Below are 26,204 nucleotides of genomic sequence, written 5' to 3'. Positions count from 1 at the left end.
TTTTGCTTATCTGGCGAGGGTTACCGTGGCAGGAGAAGCCTGTTCGAAGGCCCGTTCAAGGATTTCCAGGTTGGTCAGAACGTCAGATTCCTTGACATAATTCGGCGCGCCGGTGGCGAGGGTGTCATACAGCGCATCGTAGACGCGTCCATAGTCGCCCGTTTCCGGCTTCAGCTCTTCCCTGACCGTCAGGCCCTCGTCGTTCACGTACTCCAGCACGCCCACGGAATCATCTGCCGCAAAGCCCGGTTCACCCGGCATGATATTGGCCTTCAGGCTGGTCTCCTGCTGGTCAATACCATACTTGATAAAGGAGCCTTTCTTGCCGTGAACGATAAATTTCGGGTAGTCGATTTTCACCAGATGGCTGGTTTTCACGATGGCTTTGAGATCGCCGTAGAACAGCTGCGCTTCAAAGGTATCGTCCGGGTTGGCCTTATTGCGCAGGCTGCGGATGTCATACGCCACGTGGTCCGGGCGGCCAAACAGGGAGATGATCTGGTCCATGGTGTGCACGCCCAGACCATAGAACGATCCGTCCTGCGGCAGTCCGGGCTGGGTTTCCGCCACCGGGCGGTAGTAATCGAAGTGGCTTTCGATTTCCACGATCTCGCCGAGTTTGCCGCTCTCAATTGCCTTTTTCGCCGTCAGGAAGCAGCTGTCAAAGCGACGGTTCTGGTACGGCGTGACGGTCAGCCCTTTGCTTTTCGCCAGCGCGAACAGCTCCTTCGCTTCGGCGAGGGTCGGGGTGAACGGTTTTTCCACCAGCACGTTTTTACCCGCTTCCAGCGCGCGTTTCGCGTAGTCAAAGTGGCTATCAGCGTGGGTACAGACCACCACCAGCTTCACCTGCGGGTCATTAAGCACTTCATCAAGATCGCTGGTGAAATGAATGTGAGAATACTGCGGAGACTGTTCTTCTGGCTTCGCGCGGCGGCGATAGATATGGGCCACGTGCCAGGTCTCTTTTCGGTTAAGAACATACGGAAGGTGGTAACGCGTGGTGCTTTTGCCAAATCCAATAAATGCACAATGTAGTGTCATGGCTCAGTCCTTTTGGAAGGTTACTGGGTTTTACCATAGCGCATGTTTTGCCCTCACCCCAGCCCTCTCCCACGGGGAGAGGGAGAAAAAGGGCAAAAAAAAGCCAGCGAGAAGCTGGCTAAAGTAATACTGGAAGCAATGTGAGCAATGTCGTGCTTTCAGGTTCCCGTAGGAGGTCTTCCTGAATGCAGAGCAATAATAATCATTCTCATTCGCACTTGTCCAACACTTTTTGCAAAAAATAGCGATTGACTCAACTTTTAAAGTCACTGATGTTGGAAGGGACTTTTAACTGACTGAGGAACAAGGAATGAGTGAGATAGTGATACGCCACGCTGAACCGAAAGATTACGACGCCATTCGTCAGATCCACGCCCAGCCGGAGGTGTACCACAACACGCTACAGGTTCCTCATCCTTCAATGGAAATGTGGCAAATGCGGCTAGGCGAGCAGCCGGGCATTAAACAGCTGGTTGCCTGCATTGATGATATCGTGGTCGGCCACCTCACCATTGATGTCGCCCAGCGACCACGCCGCAGCCACGTTGCCGATTTCGGTATCTGCGTTGGCGCGCAGTGGCATAACCGCGGCGTGGCCAGCGCGCTGATTCGCACCATGATCGATATGTGTGACAACTGGCTGCGCGTCGACCGCATCGAGTTAACGGTGTTTGTGGATAACGAACCGGCAATCGCGGTGTACAAAAAGCACGGGTTTGAGATTGAAGGCACCGGCAGGCGCTACGCCCTGCGCAACGGAGAATATGTGGACGCGTATTATATGGCGCGTATGAAGTAGTTTGTTGCCGGGTGGCGGCTTCGCCTTACCCGGCCTACGTTCGTGCCGTTGTAGGCCCGGTAAGCGCAGCGCCACCGGGCAAAAAAATCAATACCCCGCCGTTAAATCATCCACCGAACGCGGGTCCGATGCGCCAAACAGCGCCCCGTCCGGCCCGACCATAATGCTCTGGGTGCTGCCCATCGCCTCCTTCACCGCCACCTTCTGCCCGCGCTGCTCAAGCAGCTTAATGGTGTCCGGGCTAAAGCCCTTCTCGACGCGCAGCTCGTCCGGCAGCCACTGGTGGTGGAAACGCGGCGCATTAGTCGCTTCGGCGACGTTCATCCCAAAGTCGATGCTGTTCACCACCATTTGCAGCACGGTTGTGATAATCCGGCTCCCGCCAGGGCTGCCGGTCACCAGCCAGGTTTTGCCGTCTTTCACCACGATGGTAGGGGACATGGATGAGAGCGGGCGCTTCTTCGGCCCGACCGCATTCGCATCGCCGCCGACCAGCCCGTAGACGTTCGGCACGCCCGGTTTGGCGGAGAAGTCATCCATCTCGTTGTTCAGCAAAATACCGCTGTTGCCCGCCACAATCCCGGTGCCGAAAGTGGTGTTAAGCGTGTAGGTCACCGCCACCGCGTTACCGTCTTTATCCACCACCGAGAAATGGGTGGTCTGGTTACTTTCATACGGCGCCAGCTTGCCCGGGCGGATCTCGCTCGACGGCTTAGCCTTGTTGATGTCGATCTCGTCGGCAATCGATTTGGCATAAGCTTTGTTGGTCAGCGCCTGCCACGGCACCTTAACGAAGTCCGGATCGCCAAGGTATTCCGAGCGGTCAGCGTAGGCGCGCTTCTCCGCCTCCGCCATCACCTGCATGGCATCGGCGCTACCGAAGCCGAACTTGTGCATATCGAAGTTTTCCAGAATATTGAGGATCTGCACGATGTGAATCCCCCCGGAGGACGGCGGCGGCATGGAGAAGACCTCGTAGCCGCGATAGGTGCCGCTGATCGGCTCGCGCTCCACCGCCTTATATTCCGCCAGATCCGCTTTGGTGATCAGCCCGCCGTTCTTCTGCATCTCATCGGCAATCTGATCGGCAATCGGCCCCTTATAGAAGGCGTCCGGACCGTTTTCAGCAATCAGTTCGAGACTTTTTGCGAGATTCTTCTGCACCAGCTTATCGCCCTTCTTCAGCGGCTCGCCGTCTTTCCAGAAGATAGCCTTGCTGTTCTCATGATTGGGAATAACTTCGCTGCCGTAGGTTTTGAGGTCGTCCGCCAGCGCGTCGTTGACGACGAAGCCGTCGCGCGCCAGCTTGATGGCAGGCTGCACCACTTTATTCAGCGGCAGCGTGCCGTATTTTTCCAGCGCCAGCGAGAAGCCCGCAACGGTGCCCGGCGTGCCGGAGGCAAGGTGCGAGGTCAGGGATTTTTTACTGTCCGGATTGCCCTGATCGTCGAGGAACATATCGCGGGAGGCCTGATTCGGCGCCATCTCACGGAAGTCGATGGCCGTGGTTTTACCGTCTTTGGTGCGCAGCATCATAAACCCGCCGCCGCCCAGGTTCCCCGCCTGTGGATGCGTCACCGCCAGCGCATATCCCACCGCGACCGCCGCATCCACCGCGTTACCGCCCTGCTTAAGAATATCGACGCCCACCTGCGTTGCCAGCGCGTCAACCGAGGCCACCATGCCGTGCGTCGCCCGCACGGGGTGAAAAACATCCTCCTCCACGCCGTAAGAGACCGGAGGAGCGGCGGGCGGGTTGGCCGCCACGGTAAATGTGCCGCCTGCCATCAGCGCAGCGATGGCAACCCAGCGCAAAAAGGTTGGTTTCATCATTATTGTTCTCCAGGTGAAGGGGTCCATATTCCCCGCTTAAGCCTGGTTCACAACTCTTAAAAAATCATCGTTATGCCGGAATCAGGCTAAACTTAAGAGAAGCCTCAAAGGAGGAGATAACCATGAAACGATTACTGATCCTGACCGCGCTGCTTCCGTTCGCCGCGCTCGCACAGCCAATCAACACCCTGAACAACCCGAACCAGCCGGGCTACGTCATCCCGAGCCAGCAGCGTATGCAGACGGAGATGATGAGCCAGCAACAGCAGCAGAAAGGGATGCTCAATCAGCAGTTAAAGACGCAGACCCAGGTGCAGCAGCAGCACCTGCAAAACCAGATGAATACCAACACCCAGCGCGTGCAGCAGGGCCAGATGCTTGAACAGCCGCTGCCAAATTCAAACGGTGGGATGTTAGGAGGCGGGGTATCGCAAAGCAGCGGTCAGCAGCACATGCTGCCGACCCAGCAGAACGGCAGTATGCTTAATAAATAAAGTTCGGCCCGATCTGGTCAATCGCATCGGTACAGATGCTGTCCACGCCCCAGCGCAGCAGCTCGGCTGCACGCTGGGGTTTGTTGACGGTATACACCAGGATATGCAGACCGGCCTCCTTCAACAGCGTCACGCGCGCTTCATCCAGCAGCTTATGGTTGAGGTGGATCGACACGCAGCCTAAGCGGGTCGTCAGCGCGCGCCAGTCTTCTCGCCACGCATCCAGCAGCAGCCCGCGCGGCAACTCCGGAACGGCAGCCTGTGCGGCTTCCAGCGCGTCGATGTCAAACGACGATAACAGCGGCGCGGTCATACCTTCCCACAGCTCGCGCGCGGCAAGGGCAATCACTTTACCCGTCAGCGGCCCGGTGCCAGTGGTCGGTTTGATTTCGATGTTGGCCATCATGCCGTGTTGACGACAGCGGTCCGCCACTTCCGCCAGCAGCGGCAGCGGTTCGCCTTTAAATTCGCCGCTGTACCAGCTTCCGGCGTCCACCTTCAGCAGATCGCGCCACGGCAGTTCGCCCGCCACGCCCCAGCCGTTGCTGGTGCGTTCGAGATTGTCGTCGTGCAGCAGGAAAATTTCGCCGTCCTTCGACAGCTTCGCGTCGAACTCGATCATCGTATGGCCGTAGCGCGCGCCAACGTCAATTGCCGCCAGGGTGTTTTCCGGCGCCAGTTTACCGCCGCCACGGTGGGCGACGATGTGGGGGTAAGGCCAGTTGCTCATACTCGTTGTCCTGTTTCACCGTCAAATAAGTGCAGGTGATTTTCCGGCATATGCAGCCACAGCGTGCTGCCTGCCTTCGGGCGCTCCTGGTGCGGCAGACGCACCACCAGCTTTTGCTCGCCCCAGCGCCCGTGCGCCAGGTTGTCTGCGCCCAGCATCTCCAGCGTGTCCATCACCAGCGGCACGCCGCCGTCCGCCTGAGACGTCAAACCAATATGCTCCGGGCGGATACCGAGCGTCATCTTACGCCCGGCGTAGCCACGATAGTACCAGTTGATCGGCAACGCCATCCCGCTTTCCAGCTCGAAGTGGGTTCCCGCCGCATTGATCCGCCCATCCAGCAGGTTCATCGCCGGGCTGCCGATAAAGCTCGCCACAAAACGGCTGGCCGGCTTTTCGTAGACTTCCACCGGGGTGCCAATCTGCTCGGCGATGCCTTTGTTCATCACCATCACGCGCTGGGCGAGGGTCATGGCTTCAACCTGATCGTGAGTGACGTACAGGGACGTGGTTTTCAGCCGCCGATGCAGCTGCTGGAGCTCAAGGCGCATCTGCACGCGCAGTTTGGCGTCGAGGTTTGACAGCGGTTCGTCGAACAGGAATACCGCCGGGTCGCGCACGATGGCGCGCCCCATCGCCACGCGCTGACGCTGGCCACCGGAAAGCTCGCGCGGGCGGCGCTTAAGCAGGCCGTCCAGCTCCAGAATGCGCGCGGCCTCTTTCACACGCTCCGCGATATGGCCTTTGCCCATGCCGCGGATTTTCAGCCCCCAGGCCATGTTCTCTTCCACGCTCATGTGCGGATAGAGGGCGTAGTTCTGGAACACCATCGCGATACCGCGATCTTTGGGTTCCATCTCGGTGACGCGCTGGCGGTCAATCCAGATATCCCCGGACGTTACGCGCTCCAGCCCCGCCACCATACGCAGCAGGGTGGATTTTCCGCAGCCGGACGGGCCGACCATCACGATAAATTCCCCGTCCGCCACGTCGAGCGTCAGCGGCTGAATGACCTGGGTTTTGCCGTCCCAGCTTTTGGTTACTGCCTGTAATTTTAAACCTGCCATCTTATTTCTCGCTATCGACCAGGCCGCGGACAAACGCGCGCTGCATGGCTAAAACAATGACTACGGGTGGGATAAGGGTGAGCAGCATCGCCGCCATCACCTGGTTCCAGAGGGTGGTGCCTTCGCCGGTGGCGATCATGCCTTTGATGCCTGCCACGGCGGTGCCGAGGTTGACGTCCTGAACGATCAGCAGCGGCCACAGGTACTGGTTCCAGCCGTAGATAAAGGTGATCACAAACAGCGCCGCGAGGTTGGTTTTCGACAGCGGCAGCACTATGTCGCGGAAGAAGCGCATCGGCGAGGCCCCGTCGATGCGCGCGGCTTCAATCAGCTCATCCGGCAGGGTCATAAAGAACTGGCGGAACAGAAAGGTGGCGGTCGCCGAGGCCATCAGCGGCAGGGTTAAGCCCGCGTAGCTGTCGAGCATCTTCAGGTTGGCGATCACTTCCACCGTCGGGAAGATACGCACCTCTACCGGCAGCATCAGGGTGATGAAAATCATCCAGAAAAACAGGTTACGCAGCGGAAAGCGGAACCAGACGATGGCAAACGCTGAGAGCATCGACACCGTAATTTTGCCGACGGTGATGCCAAACGCCATGATGAAGCTGTTGAGCATCATCAGCCAGAACGGCGCGCTGTTAGCGCCCACGCCCTGGGTCCAGATAGTTTTCATGTTTTCGAAAAGGTGTCCGCCCGGGATCAGCGTCATCGGGGTGTCGAACACCGCTTTGGTGTCCAGCGTGGCGGCGACGAAGGCCACGTACAGTGGGAACAGGATGACGATAATCCCTAAAATCAGCATGGTATGGCTGAAAATCGTCAGCCCGCGACGGTTCTCAATCATTGGTAGCGCACCTTACTTTCGACATAGCGGAACTGCACCACCGTGAGGATGATGACGAGGAACATCAGCACCACGGACTGCGCGGCAGAGGCGGAGAGATCAAGCCCGGCAAAGCCTTCGCGGTAGATCTTGTAAATCAGCGTGGTGGTAGCCTGCACCGGACCGCCCGCGGTGGCGGCGTCGATCACCGGGAAGGTGTCGAAGAAGGCGTACACCAGGTTCACCACCAGCAGGAAAAAACTCACCGGGGCGATCAGCGGCAGCGACAGCCGGAAGAAGCGGCGCACCGGCCCTGCGCCGTCGATGGCGGCGGCCTCCACCAGCGAACGCGGGATAGACTGTAGCGCGGCAAAGAAAAACAGGAAGTTATAGCTGATCTGCTTCCACACCGAGGCGAACACCACCAGGAACATCGCCTGACCGCTGTTCTGGGCGTGGTTCCAGTCGTAGCCAAACTCGCCCAGGAAGTGGGTAATCAGCCCGCGCCCTGGGTTAAACAGGAAGATCCACAGCACGGCGGCCACGGCGGGAGCCACGGCGTAGGGCAGCAGCATCAGGGTCTGGTACAGACGACTGCCGCGCACCACGTAGTCCACCAGCGCAGCGAAAAACAGCGAGGCTAAAAGGCCGCTGACGGTCACCAGGGTGCTGAATTTGATCGTCGTCCAGAAGGAGTCCAGGTAGTAGCTGTCGTGGAACAGCGCGGTAAAGTTGTCCAGCCCGACAAACTGGCTGGAAAGCCCGAACGGATCGACGCTTTGTACCGAGTACCACAGCGCTTCGCCCGCAGGCCAGATAAAGAAGATAACGGTGATGACCAGCTGCGGCGCGACCAACAAGTACGGCAGCCAGCGGGAACGGAACACCGGACGGGATGATGACATTGAGATTTGGTTCCTGAACAATGCCGGGTGGCGGCTACGCCTTACCCGGCCTACAAATATTTCTCCCTCTCCCCGTGGGAGAGGGTTGGGGTGAGGGCATCAGCCCGCACGATCCCCGTAGGCCCGGATCGCTACGCGTCACCGGGCGAATCACGGATTACGATTTGGTCGACTGCTCAAAGCGGCGCAGCAGCTGATTCCCGCGCTCTACCGCAGCGTCCAGCGCCTGCTGTGGCGTTTTCTTACCGGTCCACACGCTTTCCAGCTCTTCATCCACGATGGTGCGGATCTGCGGCATGTTGCCCAGACGCAGGCCCTTGGTGAACGGCAACGGCGGCTTGTTCAGCATCTGGCGCGTCGCGATGTCTGCGCCCGGGTTCTTGCTGTAGAAGCCCTGCTCGCGGGTCAGGTCGTACGCGGCTTTGGTGATCGGCAGATAGCCGGTCTTCTGGTGCCACTCGGCGGCGTTTTCCGGCTTCGCCAGGAAGTCGAGGAACTCGGCCACGCCTTTGTAGGTGCCGTTGTCTTTACCCTGCATCACCCACAGGCTCGCCCCGCCGATGATGGCGTTTTGCGGCGCGCCCTTCACGTCGGCGTCGTACGGCATCATGCCCACGCCGTAGTTGAATTTGGCATAGTGACGTATATCCGCCAGCGAGCCGGACGAGGCGGTGGTAATGGCACAGTCGCCGTTGTAGAACTTCTCGGTGGATTCGTCTTTACGCCCGAAGTAGCTGAAGTCGCCCTTCTTGTTGAGTGCTTCCAGCAGCGCGATGTGCTTCACCTGCTCCGGCTTGTTGAACTCCAGCACCGCGTCGGTACCGTCGAAGCCGTTATTTTGGGTGGCAACCGGCAGGCCGTGCCAGGCGCTGAAGTTTTCAATCTGGATCCAGCCCTGCCAGCCGCTGGCGTAGCCGCACTTCATCCCCGCCGCTTTCAGCTTCGCGGTGTACTCCGCCAGATCCTGCCAGGTTTTTGGCGGCTGCTCCGGATCTAAACCGGCTTTTTTGAAGGCGTCTTTGTTGTAATACAGCACCGGCGTGGAGCTGTTAAACGGCTGAGAAAGCAGATGGCCGGTTCTGGAATCGGTGTAGTAACCCGCTACGGTCGGTACGAACTGGGATTCATCGAAGTTAATACCTGCTTCTTTGAACACTTCATAGACCGGTTTGATGGCTTTGGAGGCCATCATGGTGGCGGTGCCCACTTCATAAACCTGTAACAGCGCAGGCGCGTTACCGGTACGGAAGGCGGCGATGCCCGCGCTCAGGCTCTGCTCGTAGTTGCCTTTGTACACCGGCACAATTTTGTAATCCGGGTGGGTGTCGTTGAAACGCTGCGCCAGGGAGTCAACCTCTTTACCCAACTCCCCTTCCATGGAATGCCAGAACGGAATGGTGGTCACAGCCATTGCGTTTGTCGCAAAAGCCAGACCCAGTGCCAGACCCAAAGCTGTGTGTCGTAACGATGTCATTGTCATCTCTCTTATTGTGCCGGATGCGCGATATCACGCGTTTTATGCTCGCGAGGTAACATGACATGCTCGAATGACAGAAAAATAACTGTTTGTTTACAGATAAGTGACAGCCAGGCGTCAGGGGGATGATGGTTGTGTGAAGGGGGTTAATATGAAAAAAGCCGGGTGGCGGCTGCGCCTTACCCGGCCTACATGGTATCCGTAGGCCCGGTAAGCGTAAGCGCCACCGGGCAACACAGACGGCTTAGCCTCCGAGGTACGCGCTCCGCACCGCCTCGTTCGCCAGCAGCGCGTCACCGGTATCGGAGAGCACCACGCGCCCGTTCTCCAGCACGTAGCCACGGTCGGCGAGCTTCAGCGCCTGGTTGGCGTTCTGCTCGACGAGGAAGATGGTCATCCCCTCTTTACGCAACTGCTCGATGGTGTCGAAGATCTGCTGGATAATGATCGGCGCAAGACCAAGCGACGGCTCGTCCAGCAGCAGCAGGCGCGGCTGGCTCATCAGCGCGCGGCCAATCGCCAGCATCTGCTGCTCGCCGCCGGACATGGTGCCCGCTCGCTGAATACGACGCTCCCACAGGCGCGGGAAGAGTTCGTACACCCACTTGATGCGGGTCTGGAATTCATCCCGATGGGCGAAGAAACCGCCCATCGCCAGGTTCTCTTCCACCGTCATGCGGGAGAATACGCGGCGCCCTTCCGGGACAATCGCCACCGCTTCACGCATGATCTTAGCCGTCTGCCAGTCGGTAATATCTTTGCCGTCAAACACAATCCGCCCGCTGGTGGCGCGCGGGTCGCCGCACAGGGTGCCGAGCAGCGTGGTTTTACCCGCGCCGTTGGCGCCAATCAGGGTGACGATTTCGCCCTGATTGATGTGCAGGCTGACGTCGTGCAGCGCCTGGATCTTGCCGTAGTGCGCGTTGACCTTGTCGAACGTTAACATCGCTTTTTCCATCTTATGCCTCACCAAGGTATGCGCGGATCACGTCCGGGTTGTTGCGGATCTCTTCCGGCGTGCCGTTCGCCAGCGGCGTGCCCTGGTTTACCACGTAGATACGGTCCGAAATGCCCATCACCAGCTTCATGTCATGCTCAATCAGCAGGATGGTGGTGTCGTGATGGTCGCGCAGCTCGGCAATCAGCTCGTCCAGCTCTTTGGTCTCTTTCGGATTGAGACCTGCCGCTGGTTCGTCGAGCATCAGGATCTCCGGCTGGGTCACCATGCAGCGCACGATCTCAAGGCGACGCTGATCCCCGTAAGCGAGGTTGCTCGCCTGACGGTTGGCGTGCTGGAGCAGGCCGATACGGTCGAGCCAGGTCGCGGCGCGGTCGAGCGCCTCCTCCTGCGTGCGGCGAAAGGCCGGGGTTTTCAGCAGGCCGGAGAAGAGGCCGGTTTTCAGCTGCTGATGCTGTGCCACCAGCAGGTTCTCAATCACCGTCATCTCGCGGAACAGACGCACGTGCTGGAAGGTACGCACCACGCCCATGCGGGCAATCTGCTGGCCCGGCAGCCCTTCAAGGTGCTGGTCGCGCAGCATGATGGTGCCGCCCGTCGGCTTGTAGAAGCCGGTCAAACAGTTAAAGACCGTGGTTTTTCCCGCGCCGTTCGGGCCAATCAGGGAGACGATCTCTTTCTTGTGCAGATCCAGATTCACATTGTTGACCGCCAGCAGGCCGCCAAAACGCATCATCAGGCCGTTAACGGATAATAAAGGCTTCATGCCTGCTCTCCTTTCGCCTGTGTGCGTTTCAGCTTCAGCTGTGGACGGGTCATCGGCAGCAGACCCTGCGGACGCCAGATCATCATCAGCACCATCAAACCACCCAGCATTAACATGCTGTATTCGTTAAAGTCGCGCATCAGCTCGCGGGAGACCACCAGCAGGATAGCCGCGAGGATCACGGCGAACTGCGAGCCCATTCCACCGAGCACCACAATCGCCAGCACAAAGGCGGATTCGGCAAAGGTGAACGATTCCGGGCTGACGAAGCCCTGACGTGCGGCAAACAGCGTCCCGGCGAAACCGGCAAACGCGGCGCTGATGGTAAATGCGGTCAGCTTGATGCGGGTCGGGTTCAGGCCCAGGGAGCGGCAGGCGATTTCATCTTCGCGCAGCGCTTCCCAGGCGCGGCCCAGCGGCATGCGCAGCAGACGGTTGATCACGAACAGGGTAATCACCACCAGCAGCAGCGCCACCAGATAGAGCCAGATCACGCGGTCGGACGGATCGTATTTGATGCCAAAGAAGTTGCTGAAGGTATCCCAGCCGCCTTCGCGGGCGGTACGGCTGAACTCCAGGCCGAAGAAGGTCGGTTTCGGGATCTGGCTGATGCCGTTCGGACCGCCGGTCACTTCGGTATTGTTGAGCAGCAGAATACGGACGATTTCGCCGAAGCCTAAGGTCACAATCGCCAGATAGTCACCGCGCAGGCGCAGCACCGGGAAGCCGAGCAGGAAGCCCGCCGCGGCAGAGACCAGCCCCGCCAGCGGCAGACAGGTCCAGAAGCCGAGGCCGTAATAGTGGTTCAGCAGCGCGAAGGTGTACGCGCCGATGGCGTAGAACCCGCCGTAGCCCAGCACCAGCAGGCCAGACAGCCCCACCACCACGTTCAGACCGAGCCCCAGAATCACGTAGATCATGGTCAGGGTGGCAATATCCACCGTCCCGCGCGAGACCATAAACGGCCACGCCACGGCAGCCACCAGCAGCGCCACAAGGAACAGCTTCTGTTTCACCGTTGTACCGTCGATCGCCGGCAGGACGAATTTCGGCCCGGAGACGTTTTTCAGCGTCTTCTGGAACAGCGGACGCAACAGCTGGAACAGGAACACCACAGCGGTGCCGATAAACACCCACTGCCAGCGGATGTCGGGAGCGGTATCCACCACCAGCTTCGTGCCATCCAGTCCTAACTGGACGCCCATAAAGACGCCCGCCAGGACGAAGAACATGGCGGCAGAGAGCAGCGCCATCGCAAAATGCATCGGTTTCATACTTTCTCTACCTCCGGACGGCCCAGAATACCGGTAGGCATGACCAGCAGCACCAGAATCAGCAGGGCAAACGACACCACATCTTTATATTCGGTGCTCAGGTACGCCGAGGAGAGCGCTTCGGCCACGCCCAGGATCAGGCCGCCGATCATCGCGCCCGGAATGCTGCCGATGCCGCCCAGTACCGCCGCGGTGAAGGCTTTCATCCCGGCCATAAAGCCGATGTACGGGTTGATTACGCCGTAGAACTGGCCGAGCAACACGCCAGCCACCGCCGCCATCGCTGCGCCGATCACGAAGGTCAGGGCAATCACGCGGTCGGTGTTAATCCCGAGCAGGCTCGCCATCTTCAGATCTTCCGCGCAGGCGCGGCAGGCGCGTCCCATGCGGGAGTAGCGGATGAACAGGGTCAGGGCCAGCATGGCAATAAAGGTCACAACCCAGATAACCAGCTGCATGGTGGTGATGGTGGCAGAGAAGTTTTCGCTGGCCCCTACAATCCACTGGCCGTTAAACAGGCTTGGCAGCGCCACGTCGCGTGAACCTTCGGTCAGGCTGACGTAGTTTTGCAGGAAAATGGACATACCGATGGCGGAGATTAGCGCGATCAGGCGTTTGGAGCTGCGCACCGGCCGGTAGGCCACCCGTTCAATACTCCAGCCGTAGGCGCTGGCGATCACAATCGCGCCGACAAACCCGGCGGCCACCAGCAGCCAGCTGCTGTCGATGCCCATCATCATCAGCGCGGCGATAATCATAAAGGAGACGTAGCTACCGATCATGTACACCTCGCCGTGGGCGAAGTTGATCATGCCGATAATGCCGTAAACCATCGTGTAGCCGATGGCGATCAGCGCGTAGGTGCTTCCCAGCGTGACGCCGTTAAACATCTGCTGCAAGAAGTAGAGAAACTGCTCGGACATAAGAAAACCTTTTTATACCCGCCCGGTGAGCCGGGCGGTGGGATGATTATTTGGCGACCGAGGAAGACCCGTCGGCGTGCCACTTAAAGACACCAAACTCAAATCCCTTCAGATCGCCTTTCTCATCCCAGTTCAGCGGCCCAATCACGGTGTTCGCCCCGTGTGCTTTTAAATCTTTCACCAGATCCAGCGGCTCTTTACTGCCGGTACGGTCCAGCGCGGTGGCCAGAGACTGCACGGCCGCGTAGGTGATCCAGACGTACGGACCGCTCGGATCTTTCTTCTGCGCCTTGAGCGCATCCACGATAGCCTTATTCGCCGGATCCTGGTCATAGCGTTTTGGCATCGTCACCAGCATGCCTTCGGCAGAATCGCCCGCGATGTTGGACAGGGAGGCATTACCGACGCCCTCTGGCCCCATAAACTGGGTTTTCAGGCCGGTGGCGCGCGCCTGGCGCAGCATCTGCCCCATTTCCGGGTAGTAGCCGCCGTAGTAAACGAAGTCGATATTCTCTTTTTGCAGGCGGGCGATCAGCGCGGAGAAGTCTTTCTCACCAGCGGTAATGCCGTCGAAGAAGACGATGTTTGCGCCGCCTTTTTTCAGGCCGTCCTGTACGGAACGCGCCAGGCCTTCGCCGTACTGCTGTTTATCATGAATGATGGCGATACGCTGCGGCTTAACGGTTTCGAGGATGTATTTGGCGGCGGTTGGCCCCTGAGAGGAGTCCAGACCGGCGGTACGCATGATGTGCTGGTAGCCGCGCTGGGTCAGTTCCGGGTTGGTGGCACCCGGGGTGATCATCAGAATGCCTTCGTCTTCGTAGATATCAGACGCAGGCTGCGTGGAGGAAGAACACAGGTGCCCGATGACGTACTGGATACCGTCGTTAACGATTTTGTTGGCGACCGCGACGGCCTGTTTAGGATCGCAGGCGTCGTCATACTCCACGCCTACCAGCTTGTCGCCTTTGATGCCGCCTTTGGCGTTGATATCTTTGATGGCCTGACGCGCGCCGTTGAACTCCATGTCACCCCACTGGGCAACAGGGCCGGACATCGCCCCCACTACCGCAACTTTAATGTCGTCTGCCATAGCGGCATGCGAGATCGACAGTGCGACCATCCCCGCGATTAACGTCTTCGCGTTCCTTTTCATCTCTGAATCCCCATTCGTGATGTCATGTTTATATTTTGTTTTATTATGGTTAAAAAGCATTCTGTACTTTTTATGAACAACGCTATTTTTACCAGTGCCTTTAATGGTTTAGCGCAGTTTTTTGTCAAAAACCAGACTAAAATCTCTATTTTTCAGGCGATTAAGCAAAGATAATATTCTGAAATCAGGCGGAGATAAACAAATAAAAGCGCGGTTTGCAGCATAAAATAACGGTACAAAGCGCCGAATAAATCACTGCCCTTCAGGTTAAAATTCTGCTTATTTTTCGATCCATGTGTTTTCAAACTGCCCATCGCGCTGCCAAAAAACTAATCACCTGGTAAATGGGAAGAAAAAGAGAAAGCGCCTGAGCAAATAAATTGAGTACACTGGCCCTACTCTTTTTGATTTGGACAAGCAGCTAATGAAACTGACTATCGTGCGTCTGGTGACCTTTAGCGACCAGGATCGTATCGACCTGGGCAAGATCTGGCCGGAATATTCCCCTTCATCGCTGGCCGTCGATGAAAACCACCGCATCTATGCCGCGCGTTTTAATGAACGTCTGCTGGCCGCCGTCCGCGTAACGCTGAGCGGCACGGAAGGGGCGCTGGACTCCCTGCGCGTGCGCGACGTGACCCGTCGTCGCGGGGTCGGGCAGTATTTGATTGAAGAGGTGATCCGCGAAAACCCGAGCGTAACCTCCTGGTGGATGGCCGACGTGGGCGTAGAGGATCGCGGCGTGATGGCGGCGTTTATGCAGGCGTTAGGGTTTACGGCGCAGGCGAACGGGTGGGAGAAGCGCTAAAAGAAAGCCGGGTGGCGGCTGCGAGGTGCTCATAGTAGGCCCGGTAAGCGAAGCGCCACCGGGCAAAAGAGGGCTGAGCGGGCTGATGCCCTCACCCCGGCCCTCTCCCACTGTACAGTCCGGGGACATGGTAGACAGGTGTTCGGGGACATGGTGAACACTTTTTAACATCCTTTACCCATGATGATCGACTTTTTCTTCAGGTCGATCATCCCCACTTTCGTGCTGTACCACCATACTTCATAGCAGCCGTCCTCCTGTGTCTCCCTCAGCCCCACACGCTCTCCCCTGAAGGCCTTCCCTGCGTTCAGACTGATACCCTGTATGCTCAGCTTCCCGCTGATATCCACCTTCCTGACCACCACGCCTTCATCGTACTCCGGTGGGGGTGTGCCGGCGCGGTACTGCCGCGCAGACGGCTGGTATCTCGAGGCCGGTACTGCCATGTCCAGCGCTTCATGTGGCCGTTCAAGGTTGTACACCGTCCGCCAGTGGTCGAAAGCGCGCTGCAACTCACCGCTGTCCGCGAACCATCTCTCCTGTAGCACTTCCGCCTTCAGGCTGCGGTGAAAACGCTCCAGCTTGCCCTGCGTCTGCGGATGGTAAGGCCGGGAATGGCCCACCCGGATACCGTGGCGCATCAGCCACAGCTCCAGCGCCGTCCAGGTGCCGGTGGTGTCACCCCACGGCGAGCCGTTGTCCATCGTCATCCGGTCCGGCAGGCCGTAACGCTCAAACACGCTGACCAGTTGCTGCTGCACGGTCTCGCGCCGTTCATCGGTACAGTGCGCCAGGCACAGGGAAAAACGGGAGTGGTCATCCAGCAGGGTGAGCGGATGGCAGCGGCCACCGCCAAAGGGAAAGTGGCCCTTAAAATCCATCTGCCAGAGCCTGTTCGGCGCATCGTGTTCGAAGCGGCCCGTAGCCGGAATACCGGGCGCCGTTCCCGGCAGCAGGCCATGGCGGGCCATCAGGTTATGGACGGTGCTGAAGGCAGGCATGGTGTGTCCCTGGTCTTCGAGCCAGCGCTTAATCTTGCGGGCTCCCCAGCGTTCATGACGGGCATGTGCCATGCGCAGCAGGGCAGTGATGTCGTCTGACGAGCGGTTCGGGGAATGGTGCGGTATGCGCGGGCGGTCCTGAAGGCCGGCGGCGCCTTCCTGAACCCAGCGCTGAAGCCACTTGTAGCCGGTGGCAGGGGAAATGCCGTAGTGACGGCAGAGGGAACGGATGTTCGCCCCGTCCTGCGAGGCGAACAAAACAAACTCGGTACGTAATGACATGGTATCTCTCGCATCCCAGGGCATAAGCGACTCCATAAACGGGTTCTTATGCCTTAGTTGTAAGTGTCTACCATGTCCCCGAACAAGTGTTCACTATGTCCCCGGACCGTACACCCACGGGGCTGAGGGTTCCCCACAAAATAATACCTGCACAGACGGCCCCCTCTCCCTTGAGGGAGAGGGCTGGGGTGAGGGGGAACATACGGCTCTGGTGGTCATTCCGTTCACTTTATGTTCCTTGCTACTCTGTCACGACATGACCGGTGAACGTGCCAGGGTGGCTCAGTCGCCACCACCCTGGCGACCCGGGCTTCCGGCGGTAAATCGCCGCTTCGCGGTGCCTTCGGCATATTCCTTCCGGCTTATCGGGGACGGGCGGAGGTAACATCCCTGTAAAGCCCGCCCTCTCGGCGCATCCCTGCGCCTCGCCCCGGCCTACAGGAAACGCCTCAGCGATTTACAGCCGGACCGAGGCATCGCTGAAAGCCCTCAGTTATTCTGAGGCAACGTTATCGCTTTTGCTTTCAAATTACTGGGGATCCCTCAGCCCACGGGGAGAGGGAGAAAACATTAAAAAAGGCAACTTGCGTTGCCTTTTTACGTTTATTTTGCGTCAGTCGCCGTGCCGTTGGCATGCCAGTCAAACACGCCGAACTCGAAGCCCTTCAAATCGCCCTTCTCATCCCAGGACAGCGGCCCCATCACGGTTTCCACCGAGTTCGCTTTCAGCCAGGTGGCAATCTCCGCCGGATCGGCTGACTGGTTCAGGCCCGCTTGCAGAGACTGCAACGCTGCGTAGGTGGTCCAGACGAACGCACCACTTGGATCCTGTTTCTTCGCCTTGATGGCATCGACAACAGGTTTGTTCGCAGGCACCTGGTCGTAGTTCTTCGGTTTGGTCACCAGCAGCCCTTCAGCGGATTCACCCGCGATATTAGACAGGGAAACGTTCGCGACACCTTCTGGCCCCATGAACTGCGTCTTCAGACCCGCCGCACGCGCCTGGCGCAGAATCTGCCCCATTTCCGGGTGGTAGCCGCCGTAGTAAACGAAATCGATATTTTCTTTCTTCAGACGCGCGACCAGGGTCGAGAAGTCTTTCTCACCGGCGGTGATACCGTCAAAGAACACCACGTTGGCGTTCGCTTTTTTCAGGTTATCCTGCACCGCACGGGCCAGGCCTTCGCCGTACTGCTGTTTGTCATGAACAATCGCGATGCGCTGCGGCTTCACTTTTTCCACGATGTATTTCGCGGCGGTTGGCCCCTGATCGGAGTCCAGACCGGTGGTACGCAGGATCAGCTTATAGCCGCGCGCGGTCAGCTCTGGCGCCGTCGCGGCCGGCGTGATCATCAGAATGCCTTCGTCTTCGTAGATGTCAGACGCGGGCTGGGTGGAAGAGGAGCACAGGTGACCGATAACGTATTTGATCCCGTCGTTTACCACTTTGTTCGCCACCGCGACCGCCTGTTTCGGGTCACAGGCATCGTCATATTTTACGATTTGCAGCTTTTCGCCCTTGATGCCGCCCTTAGCATTAATGTCTGCAACCGCCTGTTCCGCGCCGGTAAATTCCTGGTCGCCGTACTGTGCTACCGGACCGGACATCGCGCCCACCACGGCCACTTTAATATCGGCCTGGGCCATAGTGCTGAATGCCAACGCGATACATCCTGCCAGTAACGCTTTACCCTTCATGTTCATCCTGAGATTCCCCATTATTATGGTTATAACGATTGTTGTGATGTTGTTGTGTAGCGCTTTATTTCAGTTATAGGCGTGCTGTTCGCGCTTTTTCAGCATACTCTGCTAAAACATACCCCATTTTTATGATTTTGGAATAGCTAATTTGAAATGAAAATATGATAAGCCCAACTGTCATTTCAGCCGGGCTTTTGGCTTTATCGTGTCAGCGAGGCGGAAATAATATCCAGCGCTTTACGGAACTGCACTTCGGGGATGGTGAGCGGGTAGAGGAAGCGAATAACGTTGCCGTAAACGCCGCAGCTCAAAAGCAGCAGCCCTTCGTTCAACGCGCGCTCCTGAACCTGACGGGTAAATTCGGGCGACGGCTGTCCGGTTTGCGGATCGGTAAATTCTACCGCCACCATCGAGCCCTGCCCACGGATATCGGCGATATACGGACAGCCATCCTTCGCTTTATTCAGCACCTCGACCAGATGATGCCCGAGATGCGCCGCGCGGGTGCAGAGATCGTCCTCGTCAATCACATCCAGCACCGCATGGGCCGCCGCAATCGCCAGCGGGTTACCCGCGTAGGTTCCGCCCAGCCCGCCCGGGGCGGGCGCATCCATCACCTCCGCCCGGCCAGAGACGGCAGAGAGCGGCATCCCGCCCGCCAGGCTTTTCGCCATGGTGATCAGATCGGGCTTCACGCAGTGGTTTTCCATGGAGAACAGCTTGCCGGTACGGGCGAAGCCGGTTTGCACTTCGTCGGCAATCAGTAAAATCCCGTGGGTATCGCACAGGGCACGCAGCGCCTGCATAAAATCAGCGGGCGCGACGTTGAACCCGCCCTCGCCCTGAACCGGTTCAATAATGATTGCCGCCACCTGATCGGGCGCGATATCGGCTTTGAAGATGCGCTCCAGGCTTTTTAGCGCTTCGGCGGTACTAACCCCGTGCAGGCTGTTGGGGAATTGCGCGTGGTACACCGAGCCGGGGAACGGGCCGAAGCCGAGCTTATAGGGCGCCACTTTGCCGGTCATCGCCATGGTCATAAAGGTACGGCCATGGAACGCGCCGCCGAAGGTGATAAGGCCGGGACGTCTGGTGTACGCGCGGGCGATTTTCACCGCGTTTTCGACCGCTTCCGCCCCCGTTGAGAAGAAGGCGGTTTTGGCTGGCCCCTCTATGGGTACGCGCTGATTGATGCGCTCGGCAAGCGCCACATAACCTTCATAGGGGACGATTTGATAAGCGGTATGGGTAAAGGCGTGAAGCTGTTTTTCGATGGCGGCGATAACTTTAGGATGGCGATGCCCGGTATTCAGCACGGCGATCCCGGCGGCAAAATCAATATACTCGTTACCTTCCACGTCCCACACCGTGGCGTTTTCGGCTTTATCGGCATAGAAGTTACACATGACGCCGATACCGCGCGGCGTCGCCTGTAAACGCCGGTCGTTCAGTTCGTTATTTTTCACCCTGTCACCCTCTGAAAGTCGCCTGCTTAGCGCATCAGTAAGTGTTTGCCAGGGGGAAGAAATTCGCCAGAGCGGGCGCTAAAAAAACAAAACCCTCGAATTTGCATTCGAGGGTTCTCGGTGTACTTCGCGGAAATTACGCTTCGATAGCGGCGCGAAGTTTTTTCATGGCGTTTTTCTCAAGCTGACGCACACGTTCAGCGGAGACGCCGTAGCGGTCGGCCAGTTCCTGCAACGTGGACTTGTTATCTTCGTCCAGCCAGCGGGCACGAATAATATCCTGGCTACGCTCGTCGAGGCCTTCCATCGCGAAGGTCAGCTTGTTCGCCGCCTGGTCTTCCCAGTTATCCTCTTCAATGCCGTCAGCAAAGTTAGAGGTTTTATCCTGTAGATACAGAACCGGGGCCATCGGCTGGCTGTCGGACGCGTCATCGTCGGCAGACATATCAAACGTCATGTCCTGTGCGGCCATACGGGATTCCATCTCGCGGACATCTTTGCTGGAAACGCCCAGCTCGCGCGCCACCATTTCCACTTCATCCTGATTGAACCAGCCCAGACGCTGCTTGGTTTTACGCAGGTTGAAGAACAGTTTGCGCTGCGCTTTCGTCGTGGCGACTTTCACAATACGCCAGTTACGCAGGACGTATTCGTGAATTTCCGCTTTGATCCAGTGCACGGCGAAGGAGACGAGTCGCACACCCACTTCCGGGTTAAAGCGACGTACCGCCTTCATCAGGCCAATGTTACCTTCCTGAATCAGGTCCGCCTGCGGCAGGCCGTAGCCCGCATAATTACGAGCAACGTGAACAACAAAGCGCAGGTGAGACAGGATCAGCGTTTTAGCTGCTTCCAGATCGCCCTGGTAATGCAGCTTTTCAGCAAGCTCCTTTTCTTCCTCAGCCGTTAACATCGGCCAGGTGTTCGCAGCCCGGATGTAAGATTCCAGGTTACCAACAGGGGCTAAAGCTAAAGTTTGCATTTCTTTGGTCATTCATTCCTCTCAATGTTTCTTCTGGTCCAGGTTGTCCCCGTCAGGCAACAACCATGCCAAAGCGTTTGAGCAACGAGATTAGCATTCACTCTTTTATCAGACAGTGATTTTATCCACAAGTTCCAGGTGCAACAGTGAATAAATTACGCACAAATTGTGACATGAAGATGATTACAGGGGAAGAGACAACAGGGACGCTTTCCCTGCAAGCGAACATCTCGGTGCAGGGAAAGATTATATCACGCTTTTATTAGTCGGGAGTAAAGTGGCGTAAATGTTGAACCGTTGCCAGCCATGCCGCCACCCAGCCGATCATGGAGCACACCAGCAGCAACAGCAGGCACTCATCGAACCCTAAGCCACTGATATCAAACTTAGTTCCGAAAACCTGCGCCACTTCAGTCACGGCAGACGACAGCCGCATCACCAAAATTTCTGACAATATCAATGAAAGAAATGCACCAGAAAAACCTAATAACGCGCCGCCGTAAAGGAACGGGCGGAGGATGAAACCATCCGTTGCGCCAATCAGTTTCTGCACGTTGATGGTATCGCGACGGGCGAAGATGCTCAGGCGCACGCTATTACCGATGACGAGGAACACCGCCGCCACCATCAGCACGCCGATCATCGCCGACACGCGTCCTACCAGCCCGGTCAGGGCGGCAAGACGGGCAAACCAGCTGTCGTCCATGCGCACTTCATCAATCCCGTTAATGCGGGTAATGCGGTCGCGGAGGGTGTTGAGCGAATCCGTGCCCTGGAAATCGAGTTTCGGGATCACCACCGCCACCGCGGGCAGCGGGTTCTCTTCAAGCATATCCAGCGCGCCGCCGAATCCGGACCAGTTGCGGAACTCACCCAGCGCTTCATCGCGGGAAAGATAGTTCACCTTCTCCACGCCCTGCTCGGCCTGAATCTGCCCCACCACCTGAGCCGCCGCGTTATCGTCGAGGGCTTTATCCAGATAAACGGTGATCTGCGGCGACGGATAGTACTGGGACGCCGCCTGGTTTACGTTTTTGTAAACCATGTAGCAGACGCTGGGCAGCGTCAGGGAGATGGCAATCACCATCACCGTCAGGAACGTCGCCAGCGGTTTGCTTTTCAGATCCTGCAACGCGCCCTGGAAGGCGTACCGCACCTGCTCGTTAAAGACGTTGGTTTTGCGGGAGTTCGGTTTCGGTGCCGCTTTGGCACGCTTAGGCGCATTGCGATTGCCGTCCCCGCCGCCCTGAGGCTTGCGGAAACGGTCAAACCGGTTGCTGAACTGCCGAATCTGGTTCATTGCATCACGCTTATTCACCGTGGCCTCCGTGCAAATGCCCGTCGCTCAGGGTCAGCATGCGGTACGAACGGCGGGAGATCAGCCCCATGTCGTGCGTCGCCATCAGTACCGTGACCCCCACGCGGTTAAATTCCTCAAACAGACGCAGGATCCCTTCAGAGAGGGCATCGTCCAGGTTACCGGTCGGTTCATCCGCCAGCAAAACGGCAGGCTTGTTCACTACCGCGCGGGCGATACCCACGCGCTGCTGCTCACCGCCGGAGAGCTGGATCGGGAAGTTCTTCGCTTTGTCCAGCAGCCCGACCTTATCCAGCGCCGCCGAAACGCGACGGCGGATATCATCGTAACTGGCGCCAGCAATAATCAGCGGGATCGCGACGTTATCGAAAACCGTGCGATCCATCAGCAGGTGGTGATCCTGGAAAATCATGCCAATCTGACGACGCAGGAACGGCACTTCACGGTTCTTAAGACGGCTAATTTCATGGCCGCTGAACCAGATTTTCCCGGCGCTTGGCCGCTCGATCCCACAGATCAGCTTGAGCAGGGTACTTTTCCCCGCGCCGGAATGGCCGGTCAGGAATGCCATCTCGCCTGGCTGGAGGTGGAATGTCACCCCCTGTAGCGCTTGTCTCCCGCCGAGATAGGCCTTGCTGACGTGTTCAAAGCGAATCATTGTTAGTCCTCTCGGGCAAATAGTGCCTCAATAAAGTCGTCCGCTTTAAACGGACGTAAATCCTCAATACGCTCGCCCATACCGATGTAACGGATAGGAATTCCGAACTGGTCGGCCACGGAGAAGATCACCCCGCCTTTCGCGGTGCCGTCCAGCTTGGTCAGCGCGATCCCGGTCAGTCCTACCGCTTCATGGAACAGCTTCGCCTGGCTGATGGCGTTCTGTCCGGTGCTGGCGTCGATAGTCAGCATAATTTCATGCGGTGCATCTTCGTCCAGCTTCTTCATGACGCGAACGATTTTCTTCAGCTCTTCCATCAGGTGCGATTTGTTCTGCAAACGCCCTGCGGTATCCGCAATCAGCACGTCCACGTTACGCGACTTCGCCGCCTGGATGGCATCGAAAATCACGGACGCGGAATCCGCGCCGGTGTGCTGAGCAATAACCGGAATATTGTTGCGCTGGCCCCACACCTGAAGCTGTTCCACCGCTGCCGCACGGAAGGTATCGCCCGCCGCCAGCATCACCGATTTGCCCTGCTGCTCAAACTGGCGCGCCAGCTTGCCGATGGTGGTGGTTTTGCCCACGCCGTTGACGCCAACCATCAGGATAACAAACGGCATTTTGCCTTCAATATTAAGCGGTTCGTCAACTTTTGCGAGAATTTCACCCATCTCGTCTTTCAGCAGGCCGTACAGCGCCTCGGCGTCACGCAGCTGTTTGCGGCTCGCCCCTTCGGTCAGGTTGGCGATGATCTTCCGGGTGGTTTCCACGCCCACGTCCGCAATCAGCAGCTGCTCTTCCAGCTCCTCAAACAGATCGTCGTCGATCTTTTTGCCGCGGAACAGACTGATAAATCCGGAACCTAAGTTTTCTTTGGTTTTGAGCAGGCTGCGCTTCAGGCGCGCAAAGAAACCTTCTTTGGTCGGTTTTTCCTGCTCCTGAACGATCTCTTCTTCGGCCTGCGCTTCCACCGGCACGACGATGACCGCTTCTTCAGCCGCTTCCGCCGCCAGCGCCTGGGCTTCCAGCTCTTCGTCGGTCAGCTCTGGCTCAAGGGCCGCTTCTTCTTCCACCGCCTCAACAATTTCAACGGTTTCCGCTTCGGCCTGCCACTCTTCGGCAGAAACCTCTTCAGCTTTCACCTCTTCCGGCAGCGGCAGCTCTTCGTGTTCGATAGTGGCCTGCGGCGCTTCGTTAAGGGTTTCAACGATAACCGGCTCTGGTTTTTCGCTCTCCTGAACCTGTTCAGTAACCTCAACCACCTCTTCGGCAAAGGATTCAATCTCTTCTTTGCTGTGGGCTGGCTCTTCCGCTTCGACAACCGCAGCGGTTTCGACAGGCGTTTCAGGCTGTGACGGCTCTTCTACAACCTGCTGTTCTTCGGTTTTCTGTTCTGTTTCTTGCTCTTTTTCACCGAAACCCAACCAGGAAAAGAAGCCACGTTTTTTTTGTTTTGCCATCTGCGACTACACTCCTCGCGGCGCTATATACAGGGAAGCTAAAAAAATGATGAAATAGTCTAACACTTTACTTAATTGACATCACCGCCCGCAATCGCAGGGCAATGGTTAACAGAGCTTTCCTGAGATGAAGAAACCCACCCGCGCCCCGGCCGGTCAAATTCGCATTATCGGCGGTCAGTGGCGAGGCCGGAAATTACCGGTGCCGGACAGCCCCGGTTTACGCCCCACCACGGACCGCGTTCGCGAGACGCTGTTTAACTGGCTCGCCCCGTCTATGGTAGACGCCAACTGCCTGGACTGCTTCGCCGGAAGCGGTGCATTGGGGCTGGAAGCGCTGTCGCGTTATGCCGCCAGCGCCACGCTGCTGGAGATGGAGCGCGGCGTCGCGCAGACGTTGCAGCAAAATCTGGCTACGCTAAAGGCAACCAACGCGAAAGTGGTGAATACCAACACGCTGAGCTTCCTCGCCCAACAGGGGACGCCGTTCAACGTGGTGTTTGTTGACCCGCCGTTCCGTAAAGGGCTGCTGGAAGAGACATTATCGTTGCTGGAAAAAAATGGCTGGCTGGCAGACGACGCGCTGATTTACGTTGAAAGCGAAGTGGAAAATGGCCTGCCGCCCGTTCCCGTTCACTGGGATCTGCACCGCGAGAAGGTCGCCGGCCAGGTGGCTTATCGTCTGTATCACCGTCAGGCACAAGGAGGATCCGATGCCAGTACTGATTAACGTAGGGCGCGTGCTGATGCTGGGCGTCTGGGCATTTTTGATTTTGAATCTGGTGCACCCGTTCCCGCGTCCGCTGAATATCTTTATTAACGTGGCGCTGATTTTTACCGCGTTCATGCATGCCTTGCAGATGGTGATGCTGAAAAACGGCCTGCCGAAAGATGGCCCACCGATGACCGGCTGGCAGCAGCTGCGGGTGTTTATTTTCGGCGTGTTTGAGCTGCTGGTGTGGATGAAGAAGTTTAAGGCGCAGGTGAAGAAGTAGGCCCCTCACCCTAACCCTCTCCCTGTACGGTCCGGGGACATAGTGAACACTTGTTCGGGGACATGGTAGACACTTACAACTAAGGCATAAGAACCCGTTTATGGAGTCGCTTATGCCCTGGGATGCGAGAGATACCATGTCATTACGTACCGAGTTTGTTTTGTTCGCCTCGCAGGACGGGGCGAACATCCGTTCCCTCTGCCGTCACTACGGCATTTCCCCTGCCACCGGCTACAAGTGGCTTCAGCGCTGGGTTCAGGAAGGCGCCGCCGGCCTTCAGGACCGCCCGCGCATACCGCACCATTCCCCGAACCGCTCGTCAGACGACATCACTGCCCTGCTGCGCATGGCACATGCCCGTCATGAACGCTGGGGAGCCCGCAAGATTAAGCGCTGGCTCGAAGACCAGGGACACACCATGCCTGCCTTCAGCACCGTCCATAACCTGATGGCCCGCCATGGCCTGCTGCCGGGAACGGCGCCCGGTATTCCGGCTACGGGCCGCTTCGAACACGATGCGCCGAACAGGCTCTGGCAGATGGATTTTAAGGGCCACTTTCCCTTTGGCGGTGGCCGCTGCCATCCGCTCACCCTGCTGGATGACCACTCCCGTTTTTCCCTGTGCCTGGCGCACTGTACCGATGAACGGCGCGAGACCGTGCAGCAGCAACTGGTCAGCGTGTTTGAGCGTTACGGCCTGCCGGACCGGATGACGATGGACAACGGCTCGCCGTGGGGTGACACCACCGGCACCTGGACGGCGCTGGAGCTGTGGCTGATGCGCCACGGTATCCGGGTGGGCCATTCCCGGCCTTACCATCCGCAGACGCAGGGCAAGCTGGAGCGTTTTCACCGCAGCCTGAAGGCGGAAGTGCTACAGGAGAGATGGTTCGCGGACAGCGGTGAGTTGCAGCGCGCTTTCGACCACTGGCGGACGGTGTACAACCTTGAACGGCCACATGAAGCGCTGGACATGGCAGTACCGGCCTCGAGATACCAGCCGTCTGCGCGGCAGTACCGCGCCGGCACACCCCCACCGGAGTACGATGAAGGCGTGGTGGTCAGGAAGGTGGATATCAGCGGGAAGCTGAGCATACAGGGTATCAGTCTGAACGCAGGGAAGGCCTTCAGGGGAGAGCGTGTGGGGCTGAGGGAGACACAGGAGGACGGCTGCTATGAAGTATGGTGGTACAGCACGAAAGTGGGGATGATCGACCTGAAGAAAAAGTCGATCATCATGGGTAAAGGATGTTAAAAAGTGTTCACCATGTCCCCGAA

At 58.0% G+C, this 26,204-nt stretch carries 25 protein-coding genes; 6 read left to right on the top strand and 19 right to left on the bottom strand.

All coding sequences use genetic code 11. The features are described from left to right. Window positions 1-6: 6 nt before the first annotated feature. Window positions 7-1,044 (bottom strand): oxidoreductase, encoded by a 1,038-nt coding sequence (locus tag SK62_RS00810; protein ID WP_047718145.1) that lies wholly within the window; start codon window positions 1,042-1,044, stop codon window positions 7-9. A 310-nt stretch (window positions 1,045-1,354) separates the two neighbouring features. Between SK62_RS00810 and yhhY the strand changes: the two genes are divergently transcribed. Further along, entirely contained in the window at window positions 1,355-1,843 is a 489-nt protein-coding gene (yhhY, locus tag SK62_RS00805) for an N-acetyltransferase (RefSeq protein ID WP_015571463.1), read from the top strand. An 87-nt stretch (window positions 1,844-1,930) separates the two neighbouring features. On the opposite strand, the gene ggt is transcribed toward yhhY, so the two are convergent. Continuing rightward, window positions 1,931-3,676: a gamma-glutamyltransferase gene (ggt, locus tag SK62_RS00800; RefSeq protein WP_072203352.1), complete on the bottom strand. Its 1,746-nt coding sequence runs from the start codon at window positions 3,674-3,676 to the stop codon at window positions 1,931-1,933. Window positions 3,677-3,798: 122 nt separating this feature from the next. On the opposite strand from ggt, the gene SK62_RS00795 reads away from it, so the two are divergent. After that, window positions 3,799-4,170, top strand: coding sequence for a DUF2756 family protein (locus SK62_RS00795; RefSeq protein ID WP_015571465.1), 372 nt, complete (start codon window positions 3,799-3,801; stop codon window positions 4,168-4,170). On the opposite strand, the gene ugpQ is transcribed toward SK62_RS00795, so the two are convergent. From ugpQ to livK, 10 genes are all read right to left on the bottom strand, one after another. Next, the gene (gene ugpQ, locus SK62_RS00790) at window positions 4,160-4,900 is read right to left on the bottom strand and encodes a glycerophosphodiester phosphodiesterase (RefSeq protein WP_047718143.1); all 741 of its coding nucleotides are present in this window, start codon (window positions 4,898-4,900) and stop codon (window positions 4,160-4,162) included. The two genes, SK62_RS00795 and ugpQ, sit on opposite strands and share 11 nt — an antisense overlap. After that, window positions 4,897-5,967: a sn-glycerol-3-phosphate import ATP-binding protein UgpC gene (locus tag SK62_RS00785; RefSeq protein WP_047718141.1), complete on the bottom strand. Its 1,071-nt coding sequence runs from the start codon at window positions 5,965-5,967 to the stop codon at window positions 4,897-4,899. Before SK62_RS00785 ends, ugpQ begins: the two co-directional genes overlap by 4 nt. Window position 5,968: 1 nt before the next feature. Then, window positions 5,969-6,814, bottom strand: coding sequence for a sn-glycerol-3-phosphate ABC transporter permease UgpE (gene ugpE / locus SK62_RS00780; protein WP_015571468.1), 846 nt, complete (start codon window positions 6,812-6,814; stop codon window positions 5,969-5,971). Continuing rightward, complete coding sequence (ugpA, locus tag SK62_RS00775) at window positions 6,811-7,698, bottom strand: sn-glycerol-3-phosphate ABC transporter permease UgpA (protein WP_047718140.1); 888 nt, start codon at window positions 7,696-7,698, stop codon at window positions 6,811-6,813. Before ugpA ends, ugpE begins: the two co-directional genes overlap by 4 nt. A gap of 157 nt (window positions 7,699-7,855) precedes the next feature. Then, the gene (gene ugpB / locus SK62_RS00770) at window positions 7,856-9,172 is read right to left on the bottom strand and encodes a sn-glycerol-3-phosphate ABC transporter substrate-binding protein UgpB (protein ID WP_017693845.1); all 1,317 of its coding nucleotides are present in this window, start codon (window positions 9,170-9,172) and stop codon (window positions 7,856-7,858) included. 247 nt (window positions 9,173-9,419) lie between these two features. After that, window positions 9,420-10,133: a high-affinity branched-chain amino acid ABC transporter ATP-binding protein LivF gene (livF, locus tag SK62_RS00765; protein WP_015571469.1), complete on the bottom strand. Its 714-nt coding sequence runs from the start codon at window positions 10,131-10,133 to the stop codon at window positions 9,420-9,422. Between the two features lies 1 nt (window position 10,134). Next, on the bottom strand, window positions 10,135-10,899 hold the full coding sequence (livG, locus tag SK62_RS00760; protein WP_003861544.1) for a high-affinity branched-chain amino acid ABC transporter ATP-binding protein LivG: 765 nt from the start codon (window positions 10,897-10,899) through the stop codon (window positions 10,135-10,137). After that, the gene (locus SK62_RS00755) at window positions 10,896-12,173 is read right to left on the bottom strand and encodes a high-affinity branched-chain amino acid ABC transporter permease LivM (protein ID WP_003861542.1); all 1,278 of its coding nucleotides are present in this window, start codon (window positions 12,171-12,173) and stop codon (window positions 10,896-10,898) included. The genes livG and SK62_RS00755 overlap by 4 nt, the downstream gene beginning before the upstream one ends. Then, the gene (livH, locus tag SK62_RS00750; protein ID WP_015571470.1) at window positions 12,170-13,096 is read right to left on the bottom strand and encodes a high-affinity branched-chain amino acid ABC transporter permease LivH; all 927 of its coding nucleotides are present in this window, start codon (window positions 13,094-13,096) and stop codon (window positions 12,170-12,172) included. The genes SK62_RS00755 and livH overlap by 4 nt, the downstream gene beginning before the upstream one ends. A gap of 46 nt (window positions 13,097-13,142) precedes the next feature. Then, window positions 13,143-14,252: a high-affinity branched-chain amino acid ABC transporter substrate-binding protein LivK gene (gene livK / locus SK62_RS00745; RefSeq protein WP_023295547.1), complete on the bottom strand. Its 1,110-nt coding sequence runs from the start codon at window positions 14,250-14,252 to the stop codon at window positions 13,143-13,145. A 424-nt stretch (window positions 14,253-14,676) separates the two neighbouring features. Here livK and panM point away from each other — a divergent pair, with 424 nt between their 5' ends. Continuing rightward, window positions 14,677-15,060 (top strand): aspartate 1-decarboxylase autocleavage activator PanM, encoded by a 384-nt coding sequence (panM, locus tag SK62_RS00730; protein ID WP_015571473.1) that lies wholly within the window; start codon window positions 14,677-14,679, stop codon window positions 15,058-15,060. 164 nt (window positions 15,061-15,224) lie between these two features. Here panM and SK62_RS00725 read toward each other — a convergent pair whose 3' ends face one another. The 7 genes from SK62_RS00725 to ftsY all read right to left on the bottom strand — a co-directional run bounded on the left by SK62_RS00725 (window position 15,225) and on the right by ftsY (window position 23,931). Then, window positions 15,225-16,379, bottom strand: coding sequence for an IS481 family transposase (locus SK62_RS00725; protein WP_080346137.1), 1,155 nt, complete (start codon window positions 16,377-16,379; stop codon window positions 15,225-15,227). Window positions 16,380-16,946: 567 nt separating this feature from the next. Then, complete coding sequence (gene livJ / locus SK62_RS00720) at window positions 16,947-18,047, bottom strand: branched chain amino acid ABC transporter substrate-binding protein LivJ (RefSeq protein WP_015571474.1); 1,101 nt, start codon at window positions 18,045-18,047, stop codon at window positions 16,947-16,949. A gap of 197 nt (window positions 18,048-18,244) precedes the next feature. Then, window positions 18,245-19,510: a 4-aminobutyrate--2-oxoglutarate transaminase gene (locus SK62_RS00715; RefSeq protein WP_032655388.1), complete on the bottom strand. Its 1,266-nt coding sequence runs from the start codon at window positions 19,508-19,510 to the stop codon at window positions 18,245-18,247. A gap of 136 nt (window positions 19,511-19,646) precedes the next feature. Then, complete coding sequence (gene rpoH, locus SK62_RS00710; RefSeq protein WP_000159624.1) at window positions 19,647-20,504, bottom strand: RNA polymerase sigma factor RpoH; 858 nt, start codon at window positions 20,502-20,504, stop codon at window positions 19,647-19,649. Between the two features lie 250 nt (window positions 20,505-20,754). Continuing rightward, window positions 20,755-21,810: a permease-like cell division protein FtsX gene (gene ftsX / locus SK62_RS00705; protein ID WP_017384126.1), complete on the bottom strand. Its 1,056-nt coding sequence runs from the start codon at window positions 21,808-21,810 to the stop codon at window positions 20,755-20,757. Beyond that, window positions 21,803-22,468 (bottom strand): cell division ATP-binding protein FtsE, encoded by a 666-nt coding sequence (ftsE, locus tag SK62_RS00700; RefSeq protein ID WP_006812284.1) that lies wholly within the window; start codon window positions 22,466-22,468, stop codon window positions 21,803-21,805. Before ftsE ends, ftsX begins: the two co-directional genes overlap by 8 nt. A gap of 2 nt (window positions 22,469-22,470) precedes the next feature. Next, complete coding sequence (gene ftsY / locus SK62_RS00695) at window positions 22,471-23,931, bottom strand: signal recognition particle-docking protein FtsY (RefSeq protein ID WP_045347708.1); 1,461 nt, start codon at window positions 23,929-23,931, stop codon at window positions 22,471-22,473. A gap of 127 nt (window positions 23,932-24,058) precedes the next feature. Here ftsY and rsmD point away from each other — a divergent pair, with 127 nt between their 5' ends. From rsmD to SK62_RS00680, 3 genes are all read left to right on the top strand, one after another. Beyond that, complete coding sequence (rsmD, locus tag SK62_RS00690) at window positions 24,059-24,661, top strand: 16S rRNA (guanine(966)-N(2))-methyltransferase (protein WP_015571477.1); 603 nt, start codon at window positions 24,059-24,061, stop codon at window positions 24,659-24,661. Next, window positions 24,645-24,926 carry a DUF1145 family protein gene (locus SK62_RS00685; protein ID WP_015571478.1) on the top strand — a complete coding sequence of 94 codons (282 nt, stop codon included), beginning with the start codon at window positions 24,645-24,647 and terminating at the stop codon, window positions 24,924-24,926. Before rsmD ends, SK62_RS00685 begins: the two co-directional genes overlap by 17 nt. A gap of 100 nt (window positions 24,927-25,026) precedes the next feature. Beyond that, window positions 25,027-26,181: an IS481 family transposase gene (locus tag SK62_RS00680; protein ID WP_080346137.1), complete on the top strand. Its 1,155-nt coding sequence runs from the start codon at window positions 25,027-25,029 to the stop codon at window positions 26,179-26,181. The last annotated feature ends 23 nt before the right edge of the window (window positions 26,182-26,204 follow it).

The sequence above is a fragment of the Enterobacter sp. BIDMC109 genome (genome assembly GCF_001037885.1).
Lineage (GTDB): Bacteria > Pseudomonadota > Gammaproteobacteria > Enterobacterales > Enterobacteriaceae > Enterobacter > Enterobacter hormaechei_C.
This window is presented reverse-complemented; position numbering and strand designations above follow the sequence as displayed.

Bases quoted from the DNA above. Each gene is read 5' to 3' on its own strand.
- rsmD (WP_015571477.1), top strand. From the start codon at position 24,059: ATGAAGAAACCCACCCGCGCCCCGGCCGGTCAAATTCGCATTATCGGC.
- SK62_RS00795 (WP_015571465.1), top strand. From the start codon at position 3,799: ATGAAACGATTACTGATCCTGACCGCGCTGCTTCCGTTCGCCGCGCTC.
- ggt (WP_072203352.1), bottom strand. From the start codon at position 3,676: ATGATGAAACCAACCTTTTTGCGCTGGGTTGCCATCGCTGCGCTGATG.
- livF (WP_015571469.1), bottom strand. From the start codon at position 10,133: ATGGAAAAAGCGATGTTAACGTTCGACAAGGTCAACGCGCACTACGGC.
- ugpA (WP_047718140.1), bottom strand. From the start codon at position 7,698: ATGTCATCATCCCGTCCGGTGTTCCGTTCCCGCTGGCTGCCGTACTTG.
- ftsY (WP_045347708.1), bottom strand. From the start codon at position 23,931: ATGGCAAAACAAAAAAAACGTGGCTTCTTTTCCTGGTTGGGTTTCGGT.
- SK62_RS00725 (WP_080346137.1), bottom strand. From the start codon at position 16,379: ATGGAGTCGCTTATGCCCTGGGATGCGAGAGATACCATGTCATTACGT.
- livG (WP_003861544.1), bottom strand. From the start codon at position 10,899: ATGAAGCCTTTATTATCCGTTAACGGCCTGATGATGCGTTTTGGCGGC.
- livJ (WP_015571474.1), bottom strand. From the start codon at position 18,047: ATGAACATGAAGGGTAAAGCGTTACTGGCAGGATGTATCGCGTTGGCA.
- panM (WP_015571473.1), top strand. From the start codon at position 14,677: ATGAAACTGACTATCGTGCGTCTGGTGACCTTTAGCGACCAGGATCGT.
- SK62_RS00685 (WP_015571478.1), top strand. From the start codon at position 24,645: ATGCCAGTACTGATTAACGTAGGGCGCGTGCTGATGCTGGGCGTCTGG.
- ftsE (WP_006812284.1), bottom strand. From the start codon at position 22,468: ATGATTCGCTTTGAACACGTCAGCAAGGCCTATCTCGGCGGGAGACAA.
- livK (WP_023295547.1), bottom strand. From the start codon at position 14,252: ATGAAAAGGAACGCGAAGACGTTAATCGCGGGGATGGTCGCACTGTCG.
- SK62_RS00755 (WP_003861542.1), bottom strand. From the start codon at position 12,173: ATGAAACCGATGCATTTTGCGATGGCGCTGCTCTCTGCCGCCATGTTC.
- ugpQ (WP_047718143.1), bottom strand. From the start codon at position 4,900: ATGAGCAACTGGCCTTACCCCCACATCGTCGCCCACCGTGGCGGCGGT.
- SK62_RS00680 (WP_080346137.1), top strand. From the start codon at position 25,027: ATGGAGTCGCTTATGCCCTGGGATGCGAGAGATACCATGTCATTACGT.
- ugpB (WP_017693845.1), bottom strand. From the start codon at position 9,172: ATGACATCGTTACGACACACAGCTTTGGGTCTGGCACTGGGTCTGGCT.
- SK62_RS00785 (WP_047718141.1), bottom strand. From the start codon at position 5,967: ATGGCAGGTTTAAAATTACAGGCAGTAACCAAAAGCTGGGACGGCAAA.
- ugpE (WP_015571468.1), bottom strand. From the start codon at position 6,814: ATGATTGAGAACCGTCGCGGGCTGACGATTTTCAGCCATACCATGCTG.
- livH (WP_015571470.1), bottom strand. From the start codon at position 13,096: ATGTCCGAGCAGTTTCTCTACTTCTTGCAGCAGATGTTTAACGGCGTC.
- SK62_RS00810 (WP_047718145.1), bottom strand. From the start codon at position 1,044: ATGACACTACATTGTGCATTTATTGGATTTGGCAAAAGCACCACGCGT.
- yhhY (WP_015571463.1), top strand. From the start codon at position 1,355: ATGAGTGAGATAGTGATACGCCACGCTGAACCGAAAGATTACGACGCC.
- rpoH (WP_000159624.1), bottom strand. From the start codon at position 20,504: ATGACCAAAGAAATGCAAACTTTAGCTTTAGCCCCTGTTGGTAACCTG.